The organism is Pseudomonas gingeri (assembly GCF_013385635.1).
Taxonomy (GTDB): Bacteria; Pseudomonadota; Gammaproteobacteria; order Pseudomonadales; family Pseudomonadaceae; genus Aquipseudomonas; species Aquipseudomonas gingeri_A.
The window spans coordinates 29,699-45,805 of sequence record NZ_JACAPR010000001.1 but is presented as its reverse complement, the minus strand read 5'-3'; the positions used below and the strand labels follow the sequence as shown (position 1 = coordinate 45,805).

The 16,107-nt window shown below is 61.5% G+C and carries 13 protein-coding genes; 7 read left to right on the top strand and 6 right to left on the bottom strand.

The window, feature by feature from the left end; genetic code table 11:
• Positions 1-70: 70 nt before the first annotated feature.
• Together HX851_RS00210 and glnK are read right to left on the bottom strand one after the other, a co-directional pair.
• Positions 71-1,411: an ammonium transporter gene (locus tag HX851_RS00210; protein WP_177058305.1), complete on the bottom strand. Its 1,341-nt coding sequence runs from the start codon at positions 1,409-1,411 to the stop codon at positions 71-73.
• Between the two features lie 33 nt (positions 1,412-1,444).
• Entirely contained in the window at positions 1,445-1,783 is a 339-nt protein-coding gene (glnK, locus tag HX851_RS00205; protein WP_002555808.1) for a P-II family nitrogen regulator, read from the bottom strand.
• A gap of 414 nt (positions 1,784-2,197) precedes the next feature.
• Between glnK and HX851_RS00200 the strand changes: the two genes are divergently transcribed.
• From HX851_RS00200 to HX851_RS00180, 5 genes are all read left to right on the top strand, one after another.
• On the top strand, positions 2,198-2,458 hold the full coding sequence (locus HX851_RS00200) for an accessory factor UbiK family protein (RefSeq protein WP_177058306.1): 261 nt from the start codon (positions 2,198-2,200) through the stop codon (positions 2,456-2,458).
• Between the two features lie 542 nt (positions 2,459-3,000).
• Positions 3,001-3,201, top strand: coding sequence for a hypothetical protein (locus HX851_RS00195; protein ID WP_177058307.1), 201 nt, complete (start codon positions 3,001-3,003; stop codon positions 3,199-3,201).
• A 282-nt stretch (positions 3,202-3,483) separates the two neighbouring features.
• Positions 3,484-3,948, top strand: coding sequence for a helix-turn-helix domain-containing protein (locus HX851_RS00190; RefSeq protein ID WP_177058308.1), 465 nt, complete (start codon positions 3,484-3,486; stop codon positions 3,946-3,948).
• Positions 3,939-4,526: a mobile mystery protein B gene (locus tag HX851_RS00185; protein WP_177064512.1), complete on the top strand. Its 588-nt coding sequence runs from the start codon at positions 3,939-3,941 to the stop codon at positions 4,524-4,526. The genes HX851_RS00190 and HX851_RS00185 overlap by 10 nt, the downstream gene beginning before the upstream one ends.
• Before the next feature lie 192 nt (positions 4,527-4,718).
• Positions 4,719-6,212 (top strand): YifB family Mg chelatase-like AAA ATPase, encoded by a 1,494-nt coding sequence (locus tag HX851_RS00180; protein ID WP_177064510.1) that lies wholly within the window; start codon positions 4,719-4,721, stop codon positions 6,210-6,212.
• A gap of 24 nt (positions 6,213-6,236) precedes the next feature.
• Here the strand turns inward: HX851_RS00180 and HX851_RS00175 are convergent, their stop codons facing one another.
• From HX851_RS00175 to HX851_RS00165, 3 genes are all read right to left on the bottom strand, one after another.
• Entirely contained in the window at positions 6,237-7,046 is an 810-nt protein-coding gene (locus tag HX851_RS00175) for an NYN domain-containing protein (RefSeq protein ID WP_177064508.1), read from the bottom strand.
• Positions 7,047-7,274: 228 nt separating this feature from the next.
• Positions 7,275-9,251 carry a methyl-accepting chemotaxis protein gene (locus HX851_RS00170; RefSeq protein ID WP_177058319.1) on the bottom strand — a complete coding sequence of 659 codons (1,977 nt, stop codon included), beginning with the start codon at positions 9,249-9,251 and terminating at the stop codon, positions 7,275-7,277.
• A gap of 190 nt (positions 9,252-9,441) precedes the next feature.
• The gene (locus HX851_RS00165; protein ID WP_177064506.1) at positions 9,442-10,362 is read right to left on the bottom strand and encodes a LysR substrate-binding domain-containing protein; all 921 of its coding nucleotides are present in this window, start codon (positions 10,360-10,362) and stop codon (positions 9,442-9,444) included.
• Between the two features lie 159 nt (positions 10,363-10,521).
• Between HX851_RS00165 and HX851_RS00160 the strand changes: the two genes are divergently transcribed.
• Positions 10,522-11,913 carry a NorM family multidrug efflux MATE transporter gene (locus HX851_RS00160; RefSeq protein ID WP_177064504.1) on the top strand — a complete coding sequence of 464 codons (1,392 nt, stop codon included), beginning with the start codon at positions 10,522-10,524 and terminating at the stop codon, positions 11,911-11,913.
• Between the two features lie 155 nt (positions 11,914-12,068).
• On the opposite strand, the gene HX851_RS00155 is transcribed toward HX851_RS00160, so the two are convergent.
• A complete protein-coding gene (locus HX851_RS00155) occupies positions 12,069-13,739 on the bottom strand; it encodes a putative bifunctional diguanylate cyclase/phosphodiesterase (protein WP_177058322.1) in 1,671 nt (556 codons plus the stop codon).
• 268 nt (positions 13,740-14,007) lie between these two features.
• Between HX851_RS00155 and rep the strand changes: the two genes are divergently transcribed.
• Positions 14,008-16,017 (top strand): DNA helicase Rep, encoded by a 2,010-nt coding sequence (rep, locus tag HX851_RS00150; protein ID WP_177058323.1) that lies wholly within the window; start codon positions 14,008-14,010, stop codon positions 16,015-16,017.
• Positions 16,018-16,107: the final 90 nt, after the last annotated feature.

The following is a 16,107-nucleotide window of genomic DNA, read 5'->3' as shown; positions in this document are numbered from 1 at the left end:
AGCCTTCCTTGCACTGACAAAATCCAGGCAAAAAAATGCCCGGCAAGCCGGGCAAATTTTTTAAACGCGCTTACAGGTTATAGCCGCGCTCGTTGTGTTGTGCCAGGTCGAGGCCGACCGATTCTTCTTCGTCGGTCACACGCAGGCCCATCACCACATCCAGTACCTTGAGGATGATATAGGTCACGACCGCGGTGTAGATGACGGTGAAGCCGACGCCTTTGCACTGGATCCAGACCTGGGCCGCGATGTCGGTGGTCGCAGCGTTGAAGCCGCCCATCGACGGTGCCGCGAACACACCGGTCAGGATTGCACCGAGGATACCGCCGATACCATGCACGCCGAAGGCGTCCAGGGAGTCGTCGTAGCCCAGCTTGCGTTTCAGGGTAGTGGCGCAGAAGAAGCACACCACACCGGCCGCCAGGCCGATGATCAGCGAGCCCATCGGGCCGACGGTACCGGCAGCCGGGGTAATGGCAACCAGGCCAGCCACCACGCCCGAGGCGATGCCCAGTGCGCTTGGCTTACCGTGGGTCAGCCACTCGGCGAACATCCAGCCCAGTGCAGCGGCGGCGGTAGCGATCTGGGTCACCAGCATCGCCATGCCGGCGGTACCGTTGGCCGCGGCGGCGGAACCGGCGTTGAAACCGAACCAGCCGACCCACAGCATGGCCGCGCCGATCAGGGTGTAGCCGAGGTTGTGCGGTGCCATCGGGGTGGTCGGGAAGCCTTTGCGCTTGCCCAGCACCAGGCAAGCCACCAGACCGGCGATACCGGCGTTGATGTGCACCACGGTGCCGCCCGCGAAGTCGAGCACGCCCCAGTCGCCCAGCAGGGAACCCGGACCGCTCCAGACCATGTGCGCGATCGGTGCATAGACCAGGGTGAACCACACGCCCATGAAGATCAGCATCGCGGAGAACTTCATCCGCTCGGCGAAGGCACCGACGATCAGCGCCGGGGTGATGATCGCGAAGGTCATCTGGAAGGTGACGAACACCGCCTCAGGGAACAACGCCGCCGGGCCGGTAATGCTCGCTGGCGTGATACCGGCGAGGAAGGCCTTGGCCAGGCTGCCGACAAAGGAGTTGTAGTTGACGACGCCGGCTTCCATCCCGGTGGTATCGAACGCCATGCTGTAGCCATAGATGAACCACAGGATGGTGATCAGACCGGTAATGGCGAAGCACTGCATCATCACGGAAAGAATGTTTTTCGACCGCACCATGCCGCCGTAGAACAGCGCGAGGCCTGGAATGGTCATGAACAGCACGAGGGCTGTGGAGGTCAGCATCCAGCTGGTATCGCCGGAATTGAGGACTGGAGCCGGTACCGGGTCCGCCGCCATGGCCAGGGCCGGCATTACGAGGGACAACAGGGCTCCTAGCCCTGCGAATTTACGCAGAGTCATATTGTTTTCTCCTGGGGCGTTGGGTTTGGCGGCTTAGATTGCGTCGGTATCGGTTTCGCCGGTACGGATGCGAATAGCCTGTTCCAGATTGACCACAAAGATCTTGCCGTCACCGATCTTGCCGGTGTTGGCGGCCTTGGTTATCGCCTCGATAACCCGGTCAAGATCCTTGTCGTCGATGGCGACATCAATCTTCACCTTGGGCAGGAAGTCGACCACGTATTCCGCGCCGCGATACAGCTCGGTGTGACCCTTCTGCCGACCGAAGCCTTTGACCTCAGTAACGGTAATGCCCTGCACGCCGATTTCGGACAACGACTCGCGCACGTCGTCCAGCTTGAACGGCTTGATGATGGCAGTGACTAGCTTCATGAAACTTTCTCCCGAATTGGTGGACTTGCCCCAGGAAAACAAACCCGACTCAAGTCTAAGCGCAGTGCCTGGCTTTGTAACGCATCGTTGGCCCTGATCAGCCTGTCGACGCCAGCTAACCGCTGCCGGCGAAGCTTCCCAGCTCCGCCTGCCGCACTGCTTCGTCACAGCGACTGCATCAGTGCATGGGTCACAAGCGACTAAGCAGAAACCTTGCCATCTCTACAAAACCCACTGATTTCAATCCCTTGGTCGCTGTGAAGGGCAAAAAAACCGCCAGCTCGCGGGCAACACGCACAACAACGGTGCGCGACCGCCCGGCGTGTTGCGCGAAAAGCGTGCATCGCCGCCCTCGGAAATCACTATAGACACTGCGTGGTACACTGGGACGACCCTGTATCCGGAACCCAGACCATGCTCGCGCCCAAAGCCTTCCTCGACGCCCTGAGCGGCCACGCCTCCCGCCTGTTCAGCGGCGAAACCCCGTTGCCGCGCAATGAACTCGAAAGCCAGTTCAAGGCCCTGTTGCAGAGTGGCTTCAGCAAGCTGGACCTGGTCAGCCGGGAAGAATTCGACAGCCAGATGGTGGTCCTGGCCCGCACTCGCGCGCGCCTGGAAAGCCTGGAGGCGAAGGTGGCGGAGTTGGAAGCAAGGCTCAGTCCGCCAGTGGAGTAACAGCTCTCCATTCGCTCCCGCTTCATGCGGGAGCAAAGGGCCGGTACCCAATGGCTCTCGACACGCATCCAGCCGCAACGCGACATCCGCCCTGAATCACTCCCCGTATCTCCCGCCCATCCCCCACACCCCCAGCTAGTGCACATCTTCGACCGACTGCAGATGTTGAATTCTCCGCTTGCAAAGGGAGCAATCTGCCGCCGTTTCGCACGCCCGGCTCCCCTCTTACAGTCTTCTTCACCGCAGCTTTATGTCGGCGCATCGGAGCCCCCGTCCTGGCCCAATCCGCCGCTCTAACCTCACAACTGCCGACCACCTCGGCACTGGGTTTGGCGACCCGGAAAGCTTAAGGCGCACGACGCCCACCATCCGATAGCGGGCGTTTTTTCATGCTCGTCGATTCGTGTCATGGCGGCTGTGCGTGGGAGACCTTCGGGTCTGCCGGGTTCCTTTTGCTCCGGTTCGCCAACCCGCGTACAGCTGCCACCCAATTGTTTGGCGACGATTGCCGGCAGTCCTTTCAAGCAAAAGGAGCTGTCTTGATGAATAACGCTGAAACGTATCTGGTGCCTCACGTCTTTACTCGTCACAAGCTCAATCTCCACGCGCTCCTGCTGGAAAACCAGGCCTGGTTCAGGCTGCAAGATGTTCCTCATATGCTGCCGGAGGGAGAACAGCCACGCAGCGCGCGAAACGCACCGTGGTGGAAACGAGCGTCACGCTTGCTTCCATCGTTTTCGTAAGTTGGGGGCTCTGGGACCTCCTCGACGCGCCGGAGGACTGCACAGAGCCACCGGCACCAGCTTCCACGCCCAAGCCATCGCCAAAGTTGTTAGCCTATAGGCATACAAAATCATAAAGATGTATACCTATACGCATACAGATCCTTTATTTTTGTACACCTATGGGCTGTCAAAAGCATTATTTTGTTAGCCTATAGGCTAACAAAAGTGATAACTTGTTAGCCTATAGGCATACATAAATGCCTATTTTGACAGCTTATAGGCTGTCAAAAAGGAGATTTTATGCGCAATTCCTCACTCAGCCACCTGCGTCTGACCCAGGTGGAACGGGCCCTCGAGCCGTTCGTAACCCTCAAAGGGAAAACCACTCCTCGTGGTGGTTGGCTGCGCTCGATTCGAGAATCTCTGGGTAGAACGGTACGTAGTCAGGCCGCTCTGCTCGGCGTGGCGCCCGCAACGCTTCAGAAGTCCGAGCAATCGGAGGCAGATGATCGAATCACCCTCGGTCAACTGAGAAAACTGGCCAACGGGCTGGACTGCGAGCTGGTCTATGTACTGATACCCAAAAAGCCCTTGCATGACATGGTCGAAGAGCGCGCGGAATCGCTGGCCAGGAAGGAGGTCATGGGGGTTTCGCACATGATGGCTCTTGAAGGCCAACGTCCGTCCGACTCATTTATAGAACGCAAGGTAACTGAACGGCGCCAGGAACTGCTGGCAGGAGCGTGGGCTCGACTATGGCGGTAGAACTCGAACTGAAACCCGGGCAAACCCCTCTCGACCATGACGAAGCCGCAGATCTCAAGCCAAAACATATCAGTACCCAGGGCGAGCTTGACGAGTGGGAAGCGGAAAACCTGCTCAAGGCCAAGCAATGGCTGAATCGCCAGAAAAAGCTTGAGGTACTGAACGAACACTTCTGCCGCGACCTTCACAAGAAGATGTTCAGCGACACATGGAACTGGGCTGGCACATTCCGCAGAACTGAAAAAAATATCGGCTGCGATCCGATACAGATCTCGATCAAGCTGAATCAGCTCCTAGGCAATGTGGCGTACTGGGTAGAGAACAAGACGTTCACACCTGATGAGATAGCGGCTCGTTTTCATCACCAGCTCGTGTCGATACACCCCTTCCCAAACGGAAATGGCAGGCATGCTCGTTACATGACCGATGCTCTTCTCAGGCAGTGCGGCTGCCCTGATTTCTCCTGGGGTAACGGGAATCTGGTTTCAACCAATGAGGTACGTGATCGCTACATCCAGTCTCTCCGTGAGGCTGATGCCGGCGATTACGCCTCACTTATGGTCTTTGTGCGCAGTTGAGCATCATTGAGCCGCCCCTAGGAGCCACGTATCAGGCACAGTGAGAGCACGGTCTACTCAGCGTTAACCTTGCATCACGCCCCCACGAACAGACATCGAATCGTCTGGACACATAAAAGCCCCCAAGCCCTTCCCCCGCTCGACTAGCCTTGCAGAACCGCAGCAAATCCGCTTCGCGTTCAAGGAAAGAACATGTCCCTGGCCATCGTCCACACTCGCGCCCAGGTGGGCGTGGAAGCCCCCGCCGTTACCGTTGAAACCCATATGGCCAACGGCTTGCCCTCCCTTACCCTGGTCGGACTGCCCGAAACCGCCGTCAAGGAAAGCAAGGACCGGGTGCGCAGCGCGATCCTCAATTCGGCCCTCGACTTTCCCGCTCGGCGCATCACCCTCAACCTCGCTCCGGCGGACCTGCCCAAGGACGGTGGGCGCTTCGACCTGGCGATTGCCCTCGGCATCCTCGCCGCCAGCGTGCAGGTGCCGACCCTGACGCTGGAAAACCTGGAGTGCCTGGGTGAACTGGCCTTGTCCGGCGCCATTCGCCCGGTGCAGGGCGTGTTGCCGGCGGCACTCGCGGCACGCGCCGCCGGACGTACGCTGGTGGTGCCGCAGGCCAATGCCGAAGAGGCTTCGCTGGCTTCCGGGCTGACGGTGATCGCGGTCGATCATCTGCTGCAACTGGTCGCCCATCTCAACGGCCATGCACCGATCAGCCCCTTCGAGTCCGATGGCCTGCTGCACCTGGGCAAGCCCTATCCGGACCTGAGCGAAGTGCAAGGCCAGCTCGCCGCCAAACGCGCCCTGCTGATCGCCGCCGCCGGCGCCCACAACCTGCTGTTCAGCGGGCCGCCGGGTACTGGCAAGACGCTGCTGGCAAGCCGTCTGCCCGGCCTGTTGCCGCCGCTGGATGAACAGGAAGCGCTGGAAGTGGCGGCGATCCGGTCGGTCGCCAGCCATGTGCCCCTCAGCAGTTGGCCGCAGCGACCGTTTCGCCAGCCCCATCACTCCGCTTCCGGGCCGGCGCTGGTGGGCGGCGGGTCCAGGCCGCAGCCTGGCGAGATCACCCTCGCCCACCATGGCGTGCTGTTTCTCGACGAGTTGCCGGAGTTCGACCGCAAGGTACTGGAGGTTTTACGCGAGCCGCTGGAGTCGGGCCAGATCATCATTTCCCGGGCCCGGGATCGGGTACGGTTCCCGGCGCGCTTCCAACTGGTGGCGGCGATGAATCCCTGCCCCTGTGGATATCTTGGCGACCCCGCCAACCGCTGCCGCTGCACGCCGGAGCAGGTCCAGCGCTATCGCAACAAACTCTCCGGCCCCCTGCTCGATCGCATCGACCTGCACCTGACCGTAGCCCGCGAAGCCACGGCCTTGAGCCCCGCCAGGGAGCCGGGAAACAACACGGCCAAGGCCGCGACACAGGTGGCAGAAGCCCGCCACTGCCAGCAACAGCGCCAGGGCTGCGCCAATGCCTTTCTCGATCTGGAAGGACTGCGACAGCACTGCAAGTTATCCACAGCCGACGAACACTGGCTGGAAACGGCTTGCGAGCGATTGACCCTGTCGTTGCGGGCGGCCCATCGATTGCTGAAGGTCGCGCGGACCCTGGCGGACCTGGAGCAGTTGGAAACCATCAGCCGCGACCATCTGGCCGAGGCGCTGCAGTATCGGCCCAGTGCCAGTTGATGGCGTTGGATCGATGGCAAAAGCTCAACCCTGAACATCAATCCCCGGATCAGTCTCCATATTTCCGGTGATCGCTATATCAGCGCAGGTTTTTTGCCACCAATCAGGCAGGCTAGATACTGTTTCGCCCGTTACGTCGCGAATGATTCGAACCAGATCAAACGATCGAAGCCCATCGACGTGTTCGCTCAAGCTACCACTCGTGTTAGCCCACATAGGATCCAGGACGAAGTCGATACCTTTCATGCGTGCCAGCTTTGCCGCAGGCACAAAATCGGAATCCCCAGCGACCAGAACGATCACGTCGACCAGCTTGTCGAGGGCTAGCGTGGTGATGTCCATTCCCAGCTTTGTATCGACGGCTTTCTGTTCGACCTTGTAATGGAAATCTTCATTGGTCAGCGCATGCCATTGCCTTGCCCCCTTGAGCAACTCCTTCAGCGTATGAGTATTGAGTTGCCACTCCCCATTTCTCGACAGTTCTCCCAAACGCAGGGCAGTCTTTCGGCTAGCCCTGAGATGGTCATGCAACTCTCGTCGAAGCTGGTAGGGAGGATGCTTGTTGAAGTTCAAGTGGCCGGATGACGTATGGCCCGAGGGCACAATTGGCAAACGCACCTGATTTGAGGGCGGGGGACAGTCATAGTAGTAAATCCGATATAGCTCTCTGGCTGCAGTTCGTTCATCTTCGATATGCAGCCGGACAATTTTTTTGATGATTGTCGCCAGCTGCTCGGACGTCACAATGAAGTCTTTTCGGAAGTACTTGCGCGAGAAAAAAAGAAACCGCTGGAAGAAAAATCCCCCGTCAATCAGGACGGCTGTTCGTTTCATGAGCTTTTCTCCAGGCAAAAAAAAGCCCAGGACCGCTGGGCAGGTTCTAACGATTGCCTGCGCGCTGTACTGGGCTGTTGATCAAATTTTATTCAGGCTTGACGAAGCAGTCAAACCAAAATCATCAGTAGGTTGTTTCAAAACTTTCGTACGTCCTTCCTATTGAGCGGCCAACCGCGACAACTCCGCTTGGCATCTGGATCGACATCCTGAAAGGACTACTTCAGTTCAACGAAACCGATCAACCTCCTGACGCAGGTCCGCCGCCAGGCCTTCCAGTTCCTTGGCGGTCAGTGCCAGGTTGGAGACAACTTCGCGCTGTTCGCTGTTGGCCAGGGCGATGCTTTGCAGGTTGCTGCTGAGCAGGGTCGCGGTGCTGCTTTGTTCCTGGGTCGCGGTGGTGATGGCGGCGAACTGCTGGCCCGCCGAGCGGCTCTGTTCGTCGATCCGCGCCAGCGCCGAGGCGACATTGGCATTGCGTGACAGACCTTCCTGCATCAGCGCGTTGCCCTGCTCCATGGTCTGGATGGCATGGCTGGTTTCCTGCTGGATGCTGTGGATCATCCCGGAAATCTCGTCGGTCGCCTCGCGGGTACGACCCGCCAGGCTGCGCACTTCATCCGCCACCACGGCAAAACCACGGCCCTGCTCGCCGGCGCGGGCGGCTTCGATGGCGGCGTTCAACGCCAGCAGGTTGGTCTGGTCGGCAATCGAGGTGATCACTCCGACGATGCCACCGATTTCCTGGGAACGCTGGCCCAGGGTGTTGATCACCGTCGCGGTGCTGTTGAGCGCGGCGGCGATCTGTTCCAGGGAGGAGGACGCTTCGTCCATGGAGGTCCGGCCGATCCGCGTCTGCTGGGCATTTTCCTGGGCCAGGCGCTCGGTACTGCCCATGTTGTCGGCAATGTTCAGCGAAGTCGCGCTGAACTCCTCCACCGCCCCCGCCATGCTGGTGATTTCGCCCGACTGCTGCTCCATGCCCTCATAGGCCCCGCCGGACAAACCGGACAAGGCCTTGGCGCGGCTGTTGACCTCACCGGCCGCCTTGCGGATGTGCTCGACCATGGTCGACAGCGCCTGCCCCATCTGGTTGAAGCTGGCGGCCAACTGGCCGATTTCGTCATGGCTCGAGACATTCAGTCGTACGCTCAGGTCGCCGGCACCCAGGGCCTGCGCCTGGCGCACCAGGTCCCCCAGCGGTTGCAGCTTGCTGCGCAACAGCCAGACCGCCGCGCCAACCGCCAGCAACATCGCCAGTACGCTGCCCAGCACCAGGCGAATGCCGACGCTCCAGGTCACTTCGCGAATCTCGGCCTTGGGCATGCTCGCCACTACCGTCCATGGCCCGCCTTCGAACGGCACGGCGACGCTGTAGAGATCGTCGCCCTTGTCGCTCCAGAAACGGCCCTGGCCCGGTTGTTTGGCCAGGTCGACGATCACCGGCACTGCCTGGTCGAGATCCTTCACCCCGGCCGGTGGTACCAGCCAGTGTTTCTGCTCGTCGAGCAACGACAGCGAGCCGGTGGTGCCGATGCGGAAGCGCTTGAGATTGTCGAACTGGGCGTTCTGCGCCTCGGTGTAGTCGAAGCCGACAAACAGCACGGCGAACACCTTGCCGCTGCCATCACGCACCGGAGTGTACTGGGTCATATAGGAGCGATCGAACAGCAAGGCCCGGCCGACATAGCCCTGGCCGGCCATCAGCTTGGCGTAGGCCGGGTGCTGGTGGTCAAGCAGGGTGCCGATGGCCCGGCTGCCGTCCTGCTTGGTCAGGGAGGTGCTGACGCGGATAAAGTCTTCGCCGCTGCGCACGAACAAGGTCGCGACACCGGCGGACATCTGCTTGAACTCGTCGACTTCGCTGAAATCGTTGTTGAGCAGGTGATCGCCCAGGTAAAGCCCGGGAGCCTGGGTGCCGGCGACAGGCACCGGGGTCTCGGGGCGCACGCTCAGGCCACTGCTGAAGCGTTTTTCGAACAACCCGCTCAGACGCTGGGTGCTTTCGCGCAAGGTACTGTGGAAGGTGTTCAACTGGTCGGCCAGCAATCGAGCCTCGCTGGCCAGGTGCTCTTCACGGGTGTCGAGGTTGGCGGAGTCGAGCGAACGCAGGGCAAAAACAGTACTGCCACTGATGACCACTGCCAGGATGGCAGCGAGCGCAAGACCCAGTTGCGTGGCGATTCGAGCACGGGGTTGAGACATGAACAGCTCCTGGCCGAGCGGCCGGATCATCCTGATCTCGTAGCGCTACCCGGTAATAATTCTAAAAGTTGAGTCGTGAGTGGGGCTTTCTGAACGAAGGTTCCATGTGGGTAGATTCGGCGGCCTACCGCAATACTTGAGTAAATCGGGTGGATATCGGCCAAATCCCGGACTGACGGGCTGTTTCGATTCAGCCCAGGCGTTCGACCGGGGGCAGCTCCATCGCGGCGACCTCGCCTTGCAGGAAGTCACTCAGGCGCCGCAGACGCTCGCCGCCGGGACGGGTTTTCGGCCAGACCAGGTAATATTTCTCGCCGCTGGCCACCGCGGTCGGCCACGGCAGGCTCAGGCGGCCCTGGGCGACATCCTCGGCCACCATCAGCAGATCGCCCATGGACACACCATAACCACGGGCCGCGGCGATCATGCCAAGCTCCAGGGTATCGAACACCTGGCCACCCTTGAGGGAGATCCGCTCGGACAGCCCCATGCACTCCAACCAACTGCGCCAGTCACGCCGATCCGGCGTCGGGTGCAACAGCTCGGCGCCGGCCAGCCGCTCGACGTCCCAGGGTTGGTCGTTGAGCAGCGTCGGCGCCCCCACCGGGATCAGCCATTCGGCAAACAGGTAGCTGGCCTCCCAGTCCGGAGGGAAATTCCCGTTACTGAGCAACACCGCGCAATCGAAAGGTTCCTGATTGAAATCCACACTGTCGATATCCATCCAGGCGCTGGTGAGCTGCACCTCGTTGCCTTTCTGCAAATGCCGGAAACGGCTGAGCCGGGCCAGCAGCCAGCGCATGGTCAGGGTCGAGGGCGCCTTCATGCGCAGGATGTCGTCTTCGGCGCGCAAGGTATTGCAGGCACGTTCAAGGGCGCCGAAGCCTTCGCGAATACCCGGTAGCAGCAGGCGCGCGGCTTCGGTCAATTGCAGGTTGCGCCCATTGCGCTGGAACAGGCGGCAGGCGAAGTGCTCTTCGAGCGTGCGGATATGCCGGCTGACCGCACTCTGGGTGATCGACAGCTCTTCGGCAGCACGGGTGAACGAGCTGTGTCGCGCCGCGGCTTCAAAGGCGCGCAGGGCATAGAGAGGCGGCAGGCGACGGGACATGCTGAACCTTCCGATGACTGGGTAGCGAAGAACTTACCAGAAATGCTCCTGCATGAGTTTTTATCATGCGAGCAATCGTTTTTATCCCTTTGTGCAAACCCGCGCGGGCACCGAGAATCAATCTTTTCCTTAGCCTGCCACTTTTCGAGCCTGATGATCATGCAGCATCCTGCACGTACCGAACTCTGGGCCATCCTGCGGCTGTCGGGGCCGTTGATCGCCTCGCAGTTGGCGCACATGCTGATGGTGCTGACCGACACCCTGATGATGGCCCGCCTCAGTCCCGAGGCCCTGGCCGGCGGGGGCCTGGGCGCTGCAAGCTATTCGTTCGTGTCGATTTTCTGCCTTGGCGTGATTGCCGCGGTCGGCACCCTGGTGGCGATTCGTCACGGCGCCGGCGATGTCGAGGGCGCCACCCGCCTGACCCAGGCCGGGCTCTGGCTGGCCTGGGCCATGGCGCTGGTCGCCGGCCTGCTGCTGTGGAACCTCAAGCCGGTCCTGCTGCTGTTCGGCCAGACGCCGAGCAATGTCCACGCGGCCGGCCAGTTCCTGTTGGCGCTGCCGTTCGCCCTGCCCGGCTACCTGAGCTTCATGGCCCTGCGCGGCTTTACCAGCGCCCTGGGACGCGCCACCCCGGTGATGGTGATCAGCCTGTGCGGCACCGTGGCCAACTTTGCGCTCAACTATGCGTTCATCACCGGTATGTTCGGCCTGCCCCGGCTGGGACTGACCGGTATCGGCCTGGTCACCGCCATCGTCGCCAACTGCATGGCGCTGGCCATGGCCTGGCATATCCGGCGACATGCCGCCTATCGCGACTACCCCTTGCGCCGGGGCCTGTCACGACCGAACTGGCAGTACCTGCGCGAGCTCTGGCGGCTGGGCCTGCCCATCGGCGGCACCTACGCGGTGGAAGTCGGGCTGTTCGCGTTCGCCGCCCTGTGCATGGGCACCATGGGCAGCACGCAGCTGGCGGCGCACCAGATCGCCCTGCAGATCGTCTCGGTGGCGTTCATGATTCCGGCGGGGATTTCCTATGCCATCACCCTGCGCATCGGCCAGCACTACGGTGCCGGGCAGTTGCTGGATGCGCGGCGCGCGGGACGGGTCGGTATCGCCTTCGGCGCGGCGACCATGCTGGCGTTCGGCATGCTCTTCTGGCTCGCTCCGCATCAGTTGATAGGACTGTTCCTGGACCAGAACGACCCGGCGTTCCGCCCGGTGATCGACCTGGCCGTCAGCCTGCTGGCCGTGGCCGCCTGGTTCGAATTGTTCGACGGCACACAGACCATTGCCATGGGCGCGATTCGCGGGCTCAAGGATGCCAAGACCACCTTCCTGGTCGGGCTCGGCTGCTACTGGCTGATCGGGGCGCCGGCGGCGTGGCTGCTGGCGTTCAATATCGGCTGGGGGCCGACCGGCGTCTGGTGGGGCCTGGCCCTGGGGCTGGCGTTCGCGGCGGTGGGCCTGACCCTGGCGTTCGAATGGCGGATGAAGCGAATGCTAGGCCGCCGTGATCGCCGCCGTGAACTCACCCTGGAACCCTTGTAGGAACCGGCTTGCCGGCGATGGCGCCTGGACAAGCACCGCGAGACTCAAAGGCCTCATCGCTGGCAAGCCAGCTCCTACAAGGGTCGTAGCAGTAACGATATTTTGTGGTGAGGCATGATCTTGTAGGAGCCTGCTTGCCGGCTCCTACAGGGGGGTCAGCAAACCTCTTGCACCGCCTGCTGGCTGGCACCGAACGTCAGGTACTCGACCAGCTCCACCAGCGGCAGCGGCCGGCTGATCAGGTAACCCTGGGCCTGGTCGCAGCCAAAGCCGCGCAACAGTGCCAGTTGCTCCGGCGTTTCGACACCTTCGGCCACCACTTCCAGGTTGAGGTTGTGGGCCAGGTTGATCATGGCGTGAACCAGCTTGCGGTTCTCTTCGCGCAACTCCATGCCGCCGACGAAGCTCTTGTCCACCTTGAGCAAGGCAATCGGCAGACTGTTGAGGTGCACGAAGGAGGAGAAGCCGGTGCCGAAGTCGTCCAGGGAAAAGCGCACCCCCAGCCGTCCCAGGGCATCCATGGTCTGCTTGACCAGGTCGCTGCGCCGCATCACCGCGGTTTCCGTGAGCTCGAACTCCAGCCATTGCGCCTCGACACCGCGCTCGGCAATCAGCCGGCTCAAGGTCGACAGCAACTGGCTGTCCTGGAACTGCCGGAACGACAGATTGACCGCCATGTGCAACGGCCCCAGGCCGCGCTCGCGCAGGTCCTGCATATCCCGCAGAGCCCGGGAAATCACCCAGTAGCCCAGTGGCACGATCAGCCCGCTCTGCTCGGCCAGCGGCACGAACTCGCTGGGCGGCAACAGTCCGCGTTCGCCGTGGCGCCAGCGCACCAGGGCTTCGAGACCGACGATCTGCCCGGTGCCCAGGTCAAGCCGTGGCTGGTAGTGCAGCTCCAGTTCGTCACGACGCAACGCCCGGCGCAGCTCGCTTTCAAGGTCGGCGAGGCTGCGGGCATTGCGATTGATACGTTCATTGAAAATATGGAAGGTGCAACCCTGGGTGCTCTTGGCCTGTTGCATGGCAATGTGCGCGTGCCACATCAGCGGGTCGGCACCGGCGTTGGCACGGGCGTGGGCGATGCCCAGGCTACAGCCGATCAGCAGGCTTTCACCGTCGACCCAGTAGGGTTCGGCCATGACTTCGATGATTCGCTCCGCCATCCACTCCGCCCGCTGCGGTGCCCGCCGGGTGTCGATCAACAGGGCGAACTCGTCGCTGCCCAGGCGCGCCAGCTGATCGCCGGCTTCGAGCTGGCTCTTGAGGCGTGCGACCACTTGCAGGATCAGCCGGTCGCCGGCCTGGTGGCCGAGGGCGTCGTTGGCGTGACGGAAGTTGTCCAGGTCGAGGTGGCCGAGGGCCAGGCCGCGCCCTTCATTCTCGGCCAGGCGTGCCGCCAGCAGCGTCTGGAAGCCCTGGCGATTGGCGATGCCGGTCAGCGGGTCCTGTTCGGCGAGACGTTGCAGGGTATTTTCCAGCACCCCGCGCTCACGCACGTGGCGCAGACAGCGACGCAGGGTCGAGGCGTCCAGGTCCGCGCGGACCAGCCAGTCACTGACGCCCAGCGGCGCCACGTCGGGCTCGCTGTCAAGCAATAGTACGGTCGGCAGGCTGCAACGCCCCGGCGCCGGCTGCAGACCGGGCACGGTCAGCAATACCGCCGTGCGTTCATCATCGAAGAGGCCACTGACCAACTCCCAGGATGTCGCACTGACCAATACGGCCGCGCCTCCCATAGGAGCGAGACACTCGCGCAACAACGCTGCCCACGCCGGCTCTTCGGCCAGAAGCAGCAAACGCAAGGGTTCGACAGGCTTGGACAAGCTAGCTCCCTAGACTCTGCAAAAAGATAGTGGCGAAAGGCATTATGACGCGCCGTGCAGCGACCACAAACGCAATTGATTCTCAACCGCAGCTTTGTACCGTGCAAACTTGAACGATAGCCTTAAATTCTTCGCGCATCCTGCGGGAAAGTAACAAAACCGGCAAATTTAGATCGCGTGGTACGTCACAGTGTCGCAGAGTCGCGGCAGAATCTGTCCAGCCTGTTAAAATGCCCGCCCTTTTTCGTAACAGACCACTGACTTCGCCATGTCCCGACTCAACCCCCGGCAGCAAGAAGCCGTGAACTACGTCGGCGGCCCTCTTTTGGTGCTCGCCGGTGCCGGCTCCGGCAAGACCAGCGTGATCACCCGCAAGATCGCCCACCTGATCCAGAACTGTGGCATCCGCGCCCAGTACATCGTCGCCATGACCTTTACCAACAAGGCCGCGCGGGAAATGAAGGAGCGCGTCGGCACCCTGCTCAAGGGGGGCGAAGGCCGTGGCCTGACGGTCTCGACCTTCCACAACCTGGGGTTGAACATCATCCGCAAGGAGCACGTGCGGCTGGGCTACAAGCCGGGCTTCTCGATTTTCGACGAGGCCGACGTCAAGGCCCTGATGACCGACATCATGCAGAAGGAATACTCGGGCGACGACGGCGTCGACGAGATCAAGAACATGATCGGCTCGTGGAAGAACGACCTGATCCTGCCGCCCCAGGCCCTGGAAAACGCGCGCAACCCCAAGGAGCAGACCGCCGCCATCGTCTACACCCACTACCAGCGCACGCTCAAGGCGTTCAACGCGGTGGACTTCGACGACCTGATCCTGCTGCCGGTGAAGCTGTTCGAGGAACATGCCGATATCCTCGAGAAGTGGCAGAACAAGGTCCGCTACCTGCTGGTGGACGAATACCAGGACACCAACGCCAGCCAGTATCTGCTGGTTAAGATGCTCATCGGCACGCGCAACCAATTCACCGTGGTCGGCGACGACGACCAGTCGATCTATGCCTGGCGTGGTGCGCGCCCGGAAAACCTGATGCTGCTCAAGGACGACTACCCGTCCCTGAAAGTGGTGATGCTCGAACAGAACTACCGCTCCACCAGCCGTATTCTGCGCTGCGCCAACGTGCTGATCTCGAACAATCCCCACGAGTTCGAAAAACAACTCTGGAGCGAGATGGGCCACGGTGACGAGATCCGCGTGATCCGCTGCCGTAACGAGGACGCCGAGGCCGAGCGCGTGGCCATGGAAATCCTCAGCCTGCACCTGCGCACCGACCGCCCCTACAGCGATTTCGCCATCCTCTATCGCGGTAACTACCAGGCCAAGCTGATCGAGCTGAAGCTGCAGCACCACCAGATCCCCTATCGCCTGTCAGGCGGCAACAGCTTTTTCGGACGTCAGGAAGTCAAGGACCTGATGGCCTACTTCCGCCTGATCGTGAACCCGGACGACGACAACGCCTTCCTGCGGGTGATCAACGTGCCGCGCCGGGAAATCGGCTCGACCACCCTGGAAAAGCTCGGCAACTACGCCACCGAACGCAAGATCTCGATGTACGCCGCCACCGACGAGATCGGCCTGGGCGAACACCTGGACAGCCGCTTCACCGACCGCCTGGCGCGGTTCAAGCGCTTCATGGACAAGGTCCGCGAGCAGTGTGCCGGCGAAGACCCGATTGCCGCCCTGCGCAGCATGGTCATGGACATCGACTATGAGAACTGGCTGCGCACCAACAGCTCCAGCGACAAGGCCGCCGACTACCGGATGAGCAACGTCTGGTTTCTGATCGAGGCGCTGAAGAACACCCTGGAAAAAGACGAAGATGGCGATATGACCGTCGAGGACGCCATCGGCAAGCTGGTCCTGCGCGACATGCTCGAACGTCAGCAGGAGGAGGAAGACGGTGCCGAAGGCGTGCAGATGATGACGCTGCACGCGTCCAAGGGGCTGGAGTTCCCCTATGTGTTCATCATGGGCATGGAGGAGGAGATTCTCCCCCACCGCTCCAGCATCGAGGCCGACACCATCGAGGAAGAACGGCGCCTGGCCTATGTCGGGATCACCCGCGCGCGCCAGACCCTGGCCTTCACCTTCGCCGCCAAGCGCAAGCAGTACGGCGAGGTCATCGATTGCGCGCCGAGCCGTTTCCTCGATGAACTGCCGCCCGACGACCTGGCCTGGGAAGGCAACGATGACACCCCGACCGAAGTGAAAGCCGTGCGCGGCAACTCCGCGCTGGCGGATATACGCGCCATGTTAAAGCGCTAGAATTGACTACTTTTTAAACGATTCCTTCTTGTGGGAGCGGGTTTGCGTAGGAGCGGGCTTGCCTTAACTGACAGGTATGATCGTTCCCAC